The following is a 14388-nucleotide window of genomic DNA, read 5'->3' as shown; positions in this document are numbered from 1 at the left end:
GAGTGTATCGTCTACGCCAGTAGCGAGAGTATCATTCTCGTAGGTGGAGATTGAAAATCTCGCGCCACGCTCGGGGTCGACCCGTACGACATTCCGCACGAACAGCGAGGAGTCCCGTGAACATCGACGACATGATCCTGGTAAGTATCGACGACCATGTGGTCGAGCCGATCCACATGTTCGACGGCCATGTCCCGAAGAAGTGGGCCGACCTGGCCCCCAGGGTCGTCGTCGACGACAAGGGCGTCGACCGGTGGGTCTACCGGGACCGGCCGACCGGCGTCACCGGCCTCAACGCCGTGGTGTCGTGGCCGCCGGAGGAGTGGGGCTACGACCCGGCGGGCTACGCGGAGATGCGGCCCGGCGTGTACGACGTGCACGAGCGCGTCCGCGACATGAACGCCAACGGCATCCTGGCCTCGATGTGCTTCCCCACCTTCGCCGGATTCAGCGCCGGGCATCTGGCCCACTTCAAGGACGAGATCACCGTCGCGATGATCCATGCCTACAACGACTGGCACATCGAGGACTGGGCGGGCGCGTATCCCGGCCGGTTCATCCCGCTGTCGATCCTGCCGCTGTGGGATCCGAAGCTGGCCGTCGCCGAAATCGAGCGGGTCGCCGAGAAGGGTTGCCACTCGGTGTCGATGCCGGAGCTGCCGCACCTCGACGGCCTGCCCAGCTACCACGACATGGACTACTGGGGCCCGGTGCTGGCGGCGCTGTCCGACCACGGCACGGTGATGAATCTGCATATCGGCCAGGGCTTCCGGGTGCTGAACCTGGCGCCCAACGCGCCGATCGACAACCTCATGGTGCTGGCGCCGAGCGTATCGCTGATCGCGGCGCAGGATCTGTTGTGGGGTCCGGCATTGCGCACCTACCCGAAGCTCAAGGTCGCCTTCTCCGAAGGCGGCGTCGGCTGGATCCCGTTCTTCCTGGACCGCTCCGACCGGCATTACACCAACCAGAAGTGGTTGCGCCGTGACTTCGGCGGCAAGCTGCCCAGCGAGGTGTTCCGCGAGCACACCATCGCCTGCTACGTCACCGACCGCACCTCGCTGAAGATGCGCCACGACATCGGCATCGACAACATCGCGTGGGAATGCGATTATCCGCACTCGGATTCGATCTGGCCGAACGCGCCGGAGTTCGTGCTCGAGGAGCTGCAGGCGGCCGGGGCGAGCGACGCCGACATCAACAAGATCACCTGGGAGAACGCCTGCCGCTTCCTGAATTGGGACGCGTTCGCGCACATCCCGAAGGAGCAGGCGACGGTCGGTGCGCTGCGGGAGCAGGCGAAGGACGTCGACACCTCGACCACGTCCCGCAAGGAGTACGCCGAGGCCTACGCCGCGAGGGCGAGCTGAGGGTGCGGCGGCCGGAACCCGCGGGCGGATGAGCGAGCGAGACGCCCGCGCCACGGCCGTGCGGTCGTGGACGCAGCGGGAACTGCTGCGCCTGATGGACGTGCGGCCGGAAGGCGAGGGTCGATACCTCGCCCCGGCGCACGGCCCGACCGAGCGCAATGTGGTCGAGGCGGGCCAAATACTCGGGGCGGCGGTGGTGGCCGCCGCGAAGGAGGTGCCGCACCAGCGCGTGACGTCGGTGTCGATGATCTTCGCGCGGATCGCCGAACACGAAGCGCCGCTGGATATCTCGGTCGAGACACTGCGGACCGGCCGCACCTTCACCACCGCGCAGGTGCGGATCGGGCAGCGCGAGCAGCTCTGTGCCACAGGCCTCGTGCTGCTCGACGCCGGTGCGCCCGATCTCGTGCGCGATGCCGAGGAACCGCCGCGGGTGCCTCCGCCCGAAACCCTGCGTCCGCTCGCGATTGCGGGGGCGGAGGTGGAGGGCCGCGACATGCGCGTGGTCGACGATGCCTACGACCCGGACCCGGATCGGATCGGCCCGCCGGAACTGTTCGTATGGACCCGATTCCGGGACGCTCCCGGCCACGAGCGCCTGCACGCGGCACTGCTGAGCCAGTCGACCACGCACTGGACGGTGGCGGCGGCCCTGCGCCCGCACGCGGGGTTCGGCGAGGCCATGGCACACCGGTCGATCTCCACCGGAATCACCATGGCTACCATTACTTTTCACGACGAGGCGGACGTGTCACGGTGGCTGCTGTACGCCACGCGCGCCACCTATACCGGCCGGGGGCAGGCGCACAGCGAGGGGCGGGTACACGCCCAGGACGGCCGGTTGGTCGCCTCCTACACCGTGCACGCGATGGTGCGCGGCTTCCCCTCCACCCGCCGCGCGTCCGGTCCCCTGCTCTGACCCGAGGAGACAGCCGTGCAACCGTCAGGTTATGCCGATTGGCCCGATTACCGCGTCGACGTGCGGCGCGTCCGGAATCTGATTCGCGTGAGGTTCGGCGCGGACACGCTCGCGGAGACGACGGCGGGGCTGCTGGTCGCGGAGCAGGACCACGGGATCGCGTTCTATGTTCCCGAGGCGGACGTGCGGTTCGATCTGCTCGTCCCCGTGCCGCTGACCAGCCGCTGCCCGTTCAAGGGCACGGCCCGGTACTGGCGTCCGGCCGCACATCCGGATCCGGTGGCGTGGGAGTATCCCGAGCCGTACGCGGAAGTGGCGCTGCTGCGCGGGCATCTCGGCTTCTATCAGGACCGCGCCCGGGTCGAGGTGGGCGTGGCCGTGCCGGCGGTCAGTGCGCCGTATGCGAAGAATCGCTGACGGCTTCGGACCGCCGTCGCTCGAGCCGATCCAGATGCCGCTCGACCCATTCGAACGTCTCCGGGTGCCCGCCGGTCACGTCGAGCGACTCCTCGAGCATCAGGAGCCGCGACATTCCCGCCGCCATCACCGCGAACACGGCCGGGGGGTAGGCGTCGGTGTCGATCCGATACTCCCGCAACAGCTTTCGCAGTGCGGTAATCTCGGCCTCGCGGAATCGCTGGGAGTACTCGGTCAGCGCGGTCCGGATCACCTTGCGGTGGTTGGCCAGGGCCGCGAACTCCATGACCAGCCGGGCGGCGCCGGGCTTGGTGCTGAATTCCCACAGCGCGCGCAACGGCTCGGGTCCCGACAGCGCCTCCGCCTGCCGGCGCAGTCCCTCCTCGGCGCGGCGCTGGAACACCGCCAGCAACAGGTCGTCCATCGTGCGGAAGTAGTAGTGCACCAGCTGGTACTTCAGTCCCGCCTTGCGGGCCACGCTGCGCGAGGTGACCGCCGCGTACCCCTCCTCGAGCATCAGCTCTTCCACGGCATCCATCAGCACCGCGCGGTTCTTGGCGTCGGGCGCACCGATCCTCCTCGGCGATGCCATCTCGACAACCTCCCTCACTCCCGCCCCACGACAACGACTGCCTCAGCACCGCCCACCGCAATGCTAATCACCCGACCAGATTCAATCGTTACCACACCCGAGGGTACGGTCCGCAGCTACCAGGGTCGCATCCGAACGGAAGGATTCCGCCGCAGAGGTGTCAGCGGTCCTGCCAGGTGATGTAATCGAACTCGACGTACTGCTCCGCCGCCGAGGGGATGTGAGTCAGGGTGAGGGCGGAGAGGTTGCTCTGGTCGGTCCGGACGCAGACCTTGTCGCCCAGATGCCGGGCGTAGAGGTTCGGCAGGGTCTTCGTCCAGGATCCCGGGGGCATATCGTGACAGCGGTCCCGCACATCGGCGGCCGTGCCGGCGTGGTCCGCGACGGCGAAACGCGGCGTCCCGTTGCTCATCGCGTTGAGTTGGTCGGCGGTCTTCGATGGGCTCACATCGATTCCCGGCTCATTCTGGTCCTGCACACGGGCCGTATCCAGGTCTATCCCTTCCACATTCGCGAGCCGCTGATGTCCCTGGGCAAGAGGCCCCCGTGTGGGCGTCACCGAGTGGGTAGCCGCGGAGCTCGTAGGCGCAGGCTGGGTGGCCGCTTGGGGGGAAGAGTCGTCCGGCGAGCACTCACGAATCCCGAAAAAGACGGTGACCAGCACACCGAGCGCCCCGGCGGCCCCGCCGACCTTGGTCCATATCCCCTCACGCGGCCGCTTCTCCCGGCGCTCACCAACATTGGTAGGTCCCGCCTTCTGCATCCGCTTCCCCTCCGTGGTCGCTGCTTCCGCCCGAACCTTCGGTCGGCAAGGCTATCCGAGATACGCGGGCAAGAGGGGGTTTTCACATCTCCCGATCGCCACTCCGGCTACGCCCGCGGCCCCCTACCGCAACCCGCCACCCGGCATCACTGCTCCGCGAGCATCCCATCCTGGAAGACACCGCACCCCACCGAGATCCACCCGCGCCACCACCCGACAGGCCAACCACCCGATCCCTGCGGGAACCACCGGCCCGTACGAGGAAGCGTCGTAATCCAACTCGAGCCCGCACACGGCCAACTTCTCACCCAGATCGGTGATCGGAAACCTCGAATAACGCGCACCGAGTTTCCACACGCCATCCAACTGATCGACCGTCGGCACGGTCACCGTAAGACCATCCGCCACCAGTAAATTCGAGTACGTCACCCAATCCTTGAAGACAGCAACCGCCACCTGCTGCGGGCTGGTCGACACCGACGTCAGATTCGACAACGGAATCAAATCCGCCACACCACCCTCACCCCTCGTACCGAGACCTCTCACGTCGTCTGGCGAGGAGAACATGCGCCATATCCATATCGAGTCCGGAGAACTGACGCTGGATTTTCAGGCCACTGCCGGGCAGATACGGAGTGTGGCGGCTCTCTTGTCGCAGAGTTCCCGGACTTGGTTGTCACGGTCGATGACGACGTGCGCGTAGATCTGCCGACCCTGCCGTGTTCCAAGCTGTGGGACTGATCGGCAGGTGAATCCGTCGGATCCGGTGCGGCACAGGACCTTTGTTCACGCGGACGGTAAGTTTGCATCGTGCACCTGGAGTGCGCTTATCTGTTATTGGTGGAGGGCGACTGCTGAACGCCTGGCTCAGGGGAGTTCTACCTTGCTGGCGAGCCAGTGGTTGTCGACTTTTTGCATGGTCATGAGGATTCGGTTGCGGTCTATTCGGGGTTGGGGGTTGGTTATGTTGGTTATTTCGGCGTCTACGAAGAGCATGATGACCGCCTCGGATTCCGAGGCGGATTGGATGCTGGCGGCTACTACGTGGCCCTTGCTGACCGACTTGGCTTGCAGGAGCATGGGTTTGAGTTGGTCGGCGGATTTGCTGTACATGTCTTTGAATTCGCCGGTGGCGCCGTTGAGAACGGTGGCGAAGTCGGGGTCGAGATGGGACGAGTCGATGCTGGTGAGGGCGACCGCGTAGTTCTGGGCGGCGGTCAGGGCGGCAAGACCGGCGTCGGCGCGGTCGTTGCGGTTGTCGAGCTTCCAGCCGAGGACCACCGCGCAGACCACCGCCACCACCAGCAGCACGATCAGCACAGCGGTCAGCGGACGCGGCAGCCATCGTCGCCATGAGCCACCGTGCGTCCGGTCCGCTTCGGCCGCGGATGCTCCCGCCGGAGAGGAGTCCGCGGCATCCACGTCCTGCGGAGCATCGTCGTTCACGGCGTCGGACGTCGTTGCGGCGGCGTCCTTCTCCGCGGTCACCACAGAGGTTCTGTCCATTGTTCTCTCCCATCGTCACGTCCGGCGCACCGGGGCTGCGGTGCGTCACCCTCCCGGCACGTACGGGCCGCCGTAGGTGTTCGGAACGGTGTAGGGGCCGGTGGGCGTCGGGTCCGCGCGCTGCAGCGGGTCGACGCCGGGTGGAATGGTGGCCGTGTTGTCGCCCGGCGGCCGGGGCGCGTTGGCGGCGCCGCGGGGCAGGATCGACGGATCGGGGTTGGTGCAGCGCGCGTGCAGGAACGGCTCCGGATAGTCGGGGACCGATCCCGGATCGCGCGGCAGGTCGTAGTCGCAGGAGTATTTGGGGTAGGGACTGACGATGGCCCACACCGCGCCGTCGTGCATCGCGGAATGGATCGCGTCGAGTGTCGAACCGGTGCGCTGCTGCGGCCAGAAGAATTCCTGGAGCGCCGGAATGTGCAGATACGCCATCTGCGCCGTAGTGGTCAGATTGCCCAGCAGCTGCACCATGGTCGGCGAGTTGTCGGCGATGATATTGTCCACTCCCGCAAGGAGATTCGGCGCACCGTCGACCAATGTCCCGTAGCCGTCCGCCATCGACCCGACGCCCGCCATCGTCTGCGACAGATTCCCCGCGGTCACCCGCAGCCCCGGCGCGACGTCACCGAGCGTGGTGAGCACCGCCTTGCTGTTGCGCAGCAGCGAAACCGTCTGCGGCAGCACCGAATCCAGGGTCGAGAGCAGGAACATCCCGCCGTCGACGATCGCCGCCAGCTTCTCCGGCGCGGCCGAACCCCCGCCGAGTTCGCGGACGATACCCTCGATCTGGGCCGGATCGATCTGCGTCAGCGTGCCGCTCATACTGCCGAGCACGGTGGCCATGGTGACCGGAGTCGCCGTGTGCTCCTGGGTGATTACGTCGCCGTCGGACAGATACGGCCCGCTCTGGGTCGCGGGCAGGAAGTCCAGGAACTGCTCGCCGGCCGCCGACAGCGACGAAACCCGCACATCCCCACCCACCGGGATGCGCACACCGGAATCGATGGCGGCGACCGCGACCACCTTGTCGCCGTCCACATCGACGGCCCGCACCCGCCCGACCCGCACCCCGCGCAGCGTCACGTCCTGATCGGGCAGCAGCCCGCCGGACTGCGCCAGCTCCACCCGCACCCGGTATTGCGACCGCAACGGGTTGATCTGCAAGGAGCCCAGCAGCAGATACCCGACGCCGAGCGCCAGCACGAGCACCAGCCCGAGCCCGGAGGTCAGCAGGCGGTGCCGCGACAGCAGCCGCGCCGAGTACACCAGCGCCCGCGCGGGCGGCTCCAGCACGACATTCCGTACAGCACCTGTGTTCATCGGCCCGGCTCGACTCTGTCCTTCAGACGGTCGAGGGTGTACGACAGCGATCCGATGAAATTCACCCAGTCCGTCGCGTCCGGCGGCCGGCCACCGGAGTCGGCCGGACTGCCCGGATCCGGCACCGCGCCGACCGCGAGCTTGGCGATATCGACATTCACGTGGGCGGAGGCCGCATTCGTCACCTTCATGATCAGCGGCACGTTCGAGATGAGCGCGTCGAGGTTCGCGCCGGGCGAATTCGCCGCGATATTCAGGTTCTCGGCCAGCTTGTTCACCGACTGGATCAAGCTGCGGTCGTTGGCGCCCTGCACCGACGGGAATTTGGCGAGCTGATCGGTGATCCGGTTGACCTGACCGATGAGATCGACGATGTTCTGCGTATTGTCGCCGATGACCTGCAGCGCCGGACCGGCGGCGGCCATCGCATCGGTCACATCCGCACGCTGCCCCGCCAGCGACGCACTCACCTCGCCGGTACTGGCAAGTATTTCGCGAATGCGGTCGGAACGGGCCGCGAGATTGCGCACCAGATCCCTGGTCTCCCGGATCAGCGTGGCCAAGCGGTCGCCGCGGCCGCCCACGGCCTCCCCGAGACTGTTCGCCAGGCTCGTCACATTCTCGATGGCACCGCCGTTGACCAGCAGCGCGGCCCGGGTGAGCACCTCCTCGATGGTCGCCGCCGCCGAGGTCGACCGCAGCGGAATGCTCGCCCCGTCGGCGAGGTTCGGCGCACCGGGATCGGGCTGCGCCGGGGGTGTCAATGCGACGAAGACATCGCCCATCGGTGTGGCCGAACGCAATTCGGCGGTGGTCCCCGCGGATAATAGCACACCGGACCGGATGCGCATCGACACCACGGCGGTGTAGTCCTTCGCCTGCATCGACTCGACCTGGCCGACGTCGGCGCCGTTGAGCCGGACCTTCGCCTTGGTCGGCAGATTGAGCGCGTTGGCGAACGTGGCCGTCAGCGAATAGCCCTCGACGCCCGGCGCGGGCAGCGGAAGTTTGTCCAGGCTCACCGAGCAGCCGGTGGCCGACACGGTCACCACCGCGGCGATACCGAGCAGACAGCGCCGCGAACCACGGTGTCCCGGAGCGAATTTCATCCTCATACTCTCGCCATTCCTGCTATTTCGGCGGTGCTCCCGCGATCACGGAGAGCATCTGGCCGATACCGAAGTCCGGCCCCATGTCGCGCGCGGTTCCGGTCGCGCAGCCGAGTTCCCGCAGCCCCAGCAGATTGCACACCGACTTCAGCATCTGCCCGTCCAGCAGGAACCTGTCCAGGCCGACCGTGCCGCGCAACGCGCGCAGATTCGGGTCGATCGCGTTGTATGCGTTGTCGGTCACCAGCGGGAAGACGTCGAGAAACTCGGCGAGATTGTCGTTGTAGTCCGCCATGGATTTCGTCATGGTGTTCGAATTCGAGGCCAGTCTCGCGAGATTGCCGCGGTTGCGCTCCATCAGGCCGGTCATCTGCGTGACGATCTGGTTCAGCTTCGCCCCGGTGTCCCCGGATCCCAGATCCTGTTCGGCCAGAATGTCGCTGAGCGTCCGGATGCCGGACCCGAAGTCGCGCAGCGCCTGATCGTTGCGTGCGGCGGCCGCGGTGAGGGCGTCGAGATTCTGGACCACCTTCGTCACGGCCGCGCGGGTCGCCTCCCCGTTGTCCGGGCCGAGCTGCAGCGCACGCGCCAGCTCGCTCATCGCGTCGCGCAGTTCGTTGCCGTTTCCGGCGGCGATCTGCGACCCGATGTCGAGCAGACCGGCGACCGGCCCCTGCCCGTTGTCGTTGCTACCCAGTGAATTCGACAATTTGTCGGCCATCGCCAGCAGGCTGTCGAACTCGACCGGTGTCCGTGTGCGGTCGATACCCAGCACGGCGCGATCGGCCAGCACCGGGCCGGTGCGATAGACCGGCGTGAACTCGATGTGCCGGTCGGTCAGCACCGAATCGGAGACGGTGACCGCCTGGGCGTCGGCCGGAATCCGCACCCACTTGTCGACTTTCATGGTCACGTCCACGCGGTTGCCGCGCGGCTGAATGTCGGTCACCTTGCCGATTCGCATGCCGAGCACCGACACCGGATTGCCGACGTACAGACCGTTCGCATTGGCGAATTGCGCCGTCACGGTGATCGACGAATCGGTCATACCACCGAGCGGACCGCTGGAACATCCGGCCAGCACCGCCCCGAGCAATGCCACGGCCGCCAGCTTCAGCCCTCGAATCGCACTTCTCATTTGCAGTCCTGGAAGTAGGTCGGCTGGTTGACCCGCTGCGCGTAACCGCTCAGCGCGCACATGAAGGAATCGATGAACGCACCGTCGGGCCCGTTGCCCACCAATTCCTGACCGGTGCCGGTGGCATTGGCGAACAGCCGCCACGGCACGGGGAGAATCTGCAGAATGTTGCGCAGCAGGTCGTCGTGCCCGGCGATCATTCCCGTCATCTGGGCCAGATTGTCGAGCAGCTGCTGGATTTCGGGCTGATCGTCCACCGCGATCGGCTGCAGCTGCTGCACCAGGGTGGTCGCGGCGTTGAGCAGGCCCACGATGGCCTGCTGCCGGGAAATCAACTCCTGCAGGACATTCCGGCCCTGCGCGACCATCCCGGCCAACTCCGTCTGCTGCTCGCGCAGCAGCGTGGTCACCTGGTCGGTGCTGGTGAGCAGCTGCCCGAGCTGCGCGCGCCGGTCGCCGATCACCGTGGCCAGGGTCCGCATGTTCCGCAGCGTGTCGGGAACCAGCGCCGGGGTGCCGCGCAGCTGCTCGGTCAGCGCGCTCATGGTCTGCGCGACCCGGTCGGCGTCGATGCTGGAGAAGGTGGTGGTGGCGTTCTCCAGCGCGGTCTCGAGGTCGTAGGGCACCTCGGTGCGGGCGAGCGCGATGGTGTTGCCGGGCAGGCGACCCGAACCCGAGGGCCGCAGTTCCACATAGCGCGAACCGAGCAGCGTGGTGAGCTTGATCGCCGCGCCCGAGTCGGCGCCCAGCGGCAACCCGCGCCGCAGTTTCATGGTGACCACCACATGGTCGCCCGCCAGCCGGGTGCCGGTGACGGTGCCGACCTGAATGCCCGCGAGCGTGACGCCGTCACCCGCGCCGAGCCCCGCGGCCTGCGCGAAATTCGCCCGATAGGTCTCCTGGCCGAGGTGCAGCGAATTGACGAACACGGTGACCGCCACGACCACCGCGAGCACCGCCACCGCGACGACCCCGATCCGCAGCTTGCTGTACTCCTCGAGCGGCCGGCGACGCCCGCGGGTCTGCCTCCGGAACAGTTGTCTCACCGTCGCCACCTACCTACAGATCCCGGAGTTCTCGACCCTGCCGCTGGGGGTGACCTGACCGAGGATCGCCGACATCAGCGGATCGATCCCGGGGATCATGCTGACCTTGACCTCACAGACGTACGCGTCGAGAAAGGCGCCGTTGTTGGTGATCCGGGCCAGCCCCTTGAGCAGGTACGGCAGGTTGAAACCCACATAGGCGAACTTGTCCTTGCCCTCGACGAAGTGCTGGGCGAAACCCGGCTCGCGATCGACGAACTGGTTCAGCGCCGGACTGGCGCCACGCACCACGTCCGCGGCGCGGCCCAGCGTGCCGGAGATCGCTTCGACCTGTCCGAACAGCACGTCGCGATGCTGCGCCAGGCCGTCGAAGATCCGGCGGGTCTGCTGTAGCACGGTCTTCAGTTCGCCGCTCTGCCGCGACAGGTCGCCCAGCACCGCGCTCAGATTGTCGATCACCTGCCCGAGGACCTGATCCGGCCCCGCGAACGCCTGTGCGAGCGAAGCGGTTTCGGCGATCAGGGTGGTGATGGCGCCGTCGTCGCCCTGCAACGCCCGCACCACCGCCGCGCTGATGTTGTCGACCTGCTGCGGATCGAGCACGCTGAACAGCGGCTCGAATCCGTTGAGCAGCCGCGAGATATCGAACGAGGGCTCGGTGTGCTCGACGGGGATCTGACCGCCCGGCCGCAGCGCCTTCGAATCGCCGAAGTCCCGCAACGACAATCCGAGATAGCGCTGCCCGATGAGGTTCTGGTAGGTGACCGAGGCCGCGGTGTTGCCGTACAGCGTCTGGTCCCGCTGCACCTCGAAGGTCACCTTGGCCCGGATCCCGTCGAGGTCGACGGCCCGCACCCGGCCCACTCGGACCCCGGCCATCCGCACGTCGTCGCCCGCGTGCAGGCCCGACACATCGGTGAAGATCGCCGAGTACGTCTCGGTCCTGCCACTCACGCTGCGCGACAAGGTGACATACATCGTCCAGGTCAGCCCGATCGAGACGACGAGGAACAGGATCAGGATCAGCAACGGTTTGCGGTAACTCATCGCGGCGGTTCTCCTGCCGGTGCGGGCGCGGGGGTCAGCTTGGCGTCGTTGCCCCGCAGCAGCGGGCCGAACAGGAGGTCGGCCGCGGCGTTGGGTGACCCGCCGAGGATGGCGGCGATCTGCTCCTGCTCCTGCCGGCTGCCGATCGCCCCCACATTGCCGCCGATCAGCGCGGGGCTACTCACCGGCGCCGCGTTGGGCCCGATGATGGTGGGGCCACCCGGCGGTCCGGTCCGGCAACTCGGCCCCTCGAGATCGCCGTAGCGCGGGCAGTCGGCGCGGGTGTACTGCCGGTGCGGGGTGAGTTCGAGGATGATCTTGGCGTTCATGTTCTGATCCGCCGTGTCCCACAGTTTGATGAAGTCGTAGGACATCTGACTCTGCGAGATCGCCATCTGCGCGAAGTTCGGGCTGCCGTCGGCGATCGTGCCGAGTGCCGGACCGAGTTTGCCGGTGATGCCGGTGAGGGTGCCGGTGTTGTTCTCGAGGGCCGTCGCCACGGTCCCGGTGGTGGCCAGACCGCCGGTCAGCAAGGTGGTCAGCTGGTCGCGGCGCTCGGCTACCGCGCGCAGCGGCGTCACCGCGCTGTGCACCGCGCCGAGCAGATCCGGCGCCGAGGACCGCAGCCCGTCGAGCGCTCGGGTCAGCGCGTCGAGGGTGGAACCGGTACCGTCCGGGACCATCGTGTCGTTGAGCGCCTGGGCGATTCGGGTCAGCTCCGCCCCCGCCCGGACCGCCTCGCTGCCGTGCCCGGCGGTCGCGCGTTCGACGACGGCCAGGATGCCCAGCGCCGGATCCGAGCCGGAACGCCCTGCGGCGGCGGCGATTCGGCTGAGCGCGGTGAGCGAGGTCTGCAGCCGGACGGTCTCCTGGCTGCGGTCCTCCGGGATGCGCGCGCCCGGGGCGAGCGGCGCGCCCCTGCCGTTGTACACCAGCTGGATCGAGGGCACCGCGAACACGTTGCTCGGCACGACGCGTGCGGTCACGGTGGCCGGAATGCCCGACAGCTGACCGGGTTTCATGTCGATGTGCACGTGGTTGGGACCGCCGTCGGTCGACGGGACCACCTCGGTGACCTGACCGACCAGAACGCCCTGATACTTCACATCCGACTTCGCGGGCAGGCCGTCACCCACATTGACCAGTTCCGCCGTCACACGCACGGTGTCGCGGAACGCGCCCTGGGACCGCGCGATCATCAGACCGGACACCGCGGCGAGCACGACCAGGAAGGCGAGACCGCGCAGCAACAGCTGCCAGTTCGGCAATACCTTGCCGTCGGATTCGAACGCAATCGACATCTCTTGCTACCCACTGATTCTCGCGCCGGCGTCGAAGCCCCACAGGGTCATCGTCATCAGCAGATTCACGAAGATCATCACGGTGATACTGGCGCGCATGGCGCGGCCCGCCGCCACCCCCACGCCCTGCGGGCCGCCGGAGGCGTAGAAACCGAAATAGCATTGGATCGTCGTGGTGAGGATGACGAAAACGATGGCCTTCGACAGGGAATAGATGATGTCCGTGCTGCTGAGCACGAGCCGGAAATAGTGCTCGTAGGTGCCCGGTGATTGCCCGCCCGACAATCCGACGACGATTTCCACGGCGAGGTAGCTGAAGGCCAGGCAGGCCAGATACAACGGGATCATCGCGACGATCGAGGCCAGCATCCGGGTGGTGACCAGATACGGGATCGGGCGGATGGCGATGGAGTCGAGCGCGTCGATCTCCTCGGCGATGCGCATCGATCCCAGCTGTGCGGTGAATCGGCAGCCCGCCTGCGCGGCGAAGGCGATCGAGGCCATGATGGGCGCCAGTTCGCGGGTCGCCGCGGTCGAGGCGATCATGCCCGTCGCGGGGGCCATACCCAGCAGTTTCAGCGCGCTGAAGCCCTCGATGCCGACGATCGCCCCGGCCGCCGCGCCGAGCACCAGAATGACCTGCCCGGTGCCGCCGCCCACGACGATGGAGCCGTTGCCCCAGGTCACGTTCGACAGCATCTTCAGGAATTCGGCCCGATAGTTCCGCAGTACCACGGGAATTCCGCCGAGCACCCGGAGAAAGAAGGTCGCCATATGCCCGAGCCGCATGATCGGAGCGGAGACCGAACTCCCGGCGACGAGGATCGGCCGTACCCCCGGCGGATAGTATCGCGAGGCCATCAGAGCGTCGTCCTCGGAAAGAGGATGGTGTAGAGCTCGGTGAAGCCGGCGTTGACCAGCATCAGCAGAATGATGGAGGCGACGACGGCAGCGTTGACGGAGTTGGCGACACCGCCCGGGCCGCCCTTGGTGGTCAGGCCCTTCTCGCACGAGACGATGGTGACGATGACGCCGAACACCACGGCCTTCACCATGGCCAGGTACAGATCACCGACACGGGCGAAAGACGAGAACGTAGCCAGATAGCTGCCCGGCGTGCCGTCCTGGATATAGACGTTGAACAGGTACCCGGCCAGGAATCCGACGAACGCGCTCAGGCCCGTGAGGCCGAGCGCGACGACGACGCCCGCCGCCAGGCGCGGCACCACCAGGGCGCGCAGCGCGGAGACGCCCATGACCTCCATGGCATCGATCTCCTCGCGGATCTTGCGGGCGCCGAGGTCCGAGCAGATCGCCGAGCCCACGGCAGCCGCGAGCAGGATGGCCGTCACCAGCGGCGCGGCCTGCCGGATCACCGCCAGGCCGCCGGCCGCACCGGCCAGCGAGGTCGCGCCGACCTGCCCGGCGAGCAGCCCGAACTGGATCGACATGGTCGCGCTGATCGGCAGCGCCACCGCGATGGTCGGCACGTACGCCGTCTTCGCCATGAACACGGCCTGCTGCACGAACTCCCGGAACGGGAACCGGCCGCAGGCGATATCGACGAACAGGTACTGAATGGCCCGGATGGCCAGAATGAACTGTCCCCCAACGGTTTCCAGCGATGCTCCGGGATGGCGACGCAGATAGCCACGCACCCACTGCGTGACCTCCCCGATCGCCGATCCCTCGGCGATCCGGTCCGGCGCGACCGACGGCGCGGCCATCACGAACCCGCTTCCCTCGCGGCACGGTCCTCAGCGTCGGTCATCGTTTCCTCCCTGATGCCCGATCGGCTGTGATGTTCCGACCAGGAGATGCACCGGCCACACCGATGCTGTGCACTCGCTCAGCACGATG

General features: G+C 67.2%; 15 protein-coding genes. 3 read left to right on the top strand and 12 right to left on the bottom strand.

The features are described from left to right. Window positions 1-116 precede the first annotated feature (116 nt). From NWFMUON74_RS13390 to NWFMUON74_RS13380, 3 genes are read left to right on the top strand one after another with little or no spacing between them, the layout of a single operon-like run. Window positions 117-1370 carry an amidohydrolase family protein gene (locus tag NWFMUON74_RS13390; RefSeq protein WP_187688124.1) on the top strand — a complete coding sequence of 418 codons (1254 nt, stop codon included), beginning with the start codon at window positions 117-119 and terminating at the stop codon, window positions 1368-1370. Between the two features lie 28 nt (window positions 1371-1398). After that, window positions 1399-2289 carry an acyl-CoA thioesterase gene (locus NWFMUON74_RS13385; RefSeq protein WP_187688123.1) on the top strand — a complete coding sequence of 297 codons (891 nt, stop codon included), beginning with the start codon at window positions 1399-1401 and terminating at the stop codon, window positions 2287-2289. 15 nt (window positions 2290-2304) lie between these two features. Then, window positions 2305-2706: a DUF427 domain-containing protein gene (locus NWFMUON74_RS13380; protein ID WP_187688122.1), complete on the top strand. Its 402-nt coding sequence runs from the start codon at window positions 2305-2307 to the stop codon at window positions 2704-2706. On the opposite strand, the gene NWFMUON74_RS13375 is transcribed toward NWFMUON74_RS13380, so the two are convergent. The 12 genes from NWFMUON74_RS13375 to NWFMUON74_RS13320 form a co-directional block, all read right to left on the bottom strand. Next, a complete protein-coding gene (locus NWFMUON74_RS13375; RefSeq protein WP_187688121.1) occupies window positions 2678-3298 on the bottom strand; it encodes a TetR/AcrR family transcriptional regulator in 621 nt (206 codons plus the stop codon). The genes NWFMUON74_RS13380 and NWFMUON74_RS13375 overlap by 29 nt on opposite strands. Before the next feature lie 160 nt (window positions 3299-3458). Continuing rightward, window positions 3459-3746: a hypothetical protein gene (locus NWFMUON74_RS13370; protein ID WP_187688120.1), complete on the bottom strand. Its 288-nt coding sequence runs from the start codon at window positions 3744-3746 to the stop codon at window positions 3459-3461. Between the two features lie 438 nt (window positions 3747-4184). Next, on the bottom strand, window positions 4185-4574 hold the full coding sequence (locus tag NWFMUON74_RS13365; protein ID WP_187688119.1) for a flavin reductase: 390 nt from the start codon (window positions 4572-4574) through the stop codon (window positions 4185-4187). 354 nt (window positions 4575-4928) lie between these two features. Next, on the bottom strand, window positions 4929-5567 hold the full coding sequence (locus NWFMUON74_RS13360) for a hypothetical protein (RefSeq protein ID WP_187688118.1): 639 nt from the start codon (window positions 5565-5567) through the stop codon (window positions 4929-4931). Between the two features lie 45 nt (window positions 5568-5612). Then, complete coding sequence (locus NWFMUON74_RS13355) at window positions 5613-6887, bottom strand: MlaD family protein (RefSeq protein ID WP_187688117.1); 1275 nt, start codon at window positions 6885-6887, stop codon at window positions 5613-5615. Next, window positions 6884-7996 (bottom strand): MCE family protein, encoded by a 1113-nt coding sequence (locus tag NWFMUON74_RS13350; protein ID WP_187688116.1) that lies wholly within the window; start codon window positions 7994-7996, stop codon window positions 6884-6886. The genes NWFMUON74_RS13355 and NWFMUON74_RS13350 overlap by 4 nt, the downstream gene beginning before the upstream one ends. Before the next feature lie 22 nt (window positions 7997-8018). Beyond that, window positions 8019-9134: an MCE family protein gene (locus NWFMUON74_RS13345; RefSeq protein ID WP_187688115.1), complete on the bottom strand. Its 1116-nt coding sequence runs from the start codon at window positions 9132-9134 to the stop codon at window positions 8019-8021. Beyond that, window positions 9131-10180, bottom strand: a complete 1050-nt coding sequence (locus NWFMUON74_RS13340; RefSeq protein WP_232111005.1) for an MCE family protein — start codon at window positions 10178-10180, stop codon at window positions 9131-9133. Before NWFMUON74_RS13340 ends, NWFMUON74_RS13345 begins: the two co-directional genes overlap by 4 nt. A 9-nt stretch (window positions 10181-10189) precedes the next feature. Further along, window positions 10190-11227, bottom strand: a complete 1038-nt coding sequence (locus NWFMUON74_RS13335; protein ID WP_187688114.1) for an MCE family protein — start codon at window positions 11225-11227, stop codon at window positions 10190-10192. Continuing rightward, window positions 11224-12528 (bottom strand): MlaD family protein, encoded by a 1305-nt coding sequence (locus NWFMUON74_RS13330; protein WP_187688113.1) that lies wholly within the window; start codon window positions 12526-12528, stop codon window positions 11224-11226. The genes NWFMUON74_RS13335 and NWFMUON74_RS13330 overlap by 4 nt, the downstream gene beginning before the upstream one ends. A 6-nt stretch (window positions 12529-12534) precedes the next feature. Next, entirely contained in the window at window positions 12535-13389 is an 855-nt protein-coding gene (locus tag NWFMUON74_RS13325) for an ABC transporter permease (protein ID WP_187688112.1), read from the bottom strand. Beyond that, window positions 13389-14255: an MlaE family ABC transporter permease gene (locus tag NWFMUON74_RS13320; protein WP_187688111.1), complete on the bottom strand. Its 867-nt coding sequence runs from the start codon at window positions 14253-14255 to the stop codon at window positions 13389-13391. Before NWFMUON74_RS13320 ends, NWFMUON74_RS13325 begins: the two co-directional genes overlap by 1 nt. Between the last annotated feature and the right edge of the window lie 133 nt (window positions 14256-14388).

This window comes from Nocardia wallacei (assembly GCF_014466955.1).
GTDB classification, from domain to species: domain Bacteria; phylum Actinomycetota; class Actinomycetes; order Mycobacteriales; family Mycobacteriaceae; genus Nocardia; species Nocardia wallacei.
The sequence above is the reverse complement of the archived record's forward strand: the minus strand, read 5'-3'. Positions and strand labels throughout refer to the sequence as shown.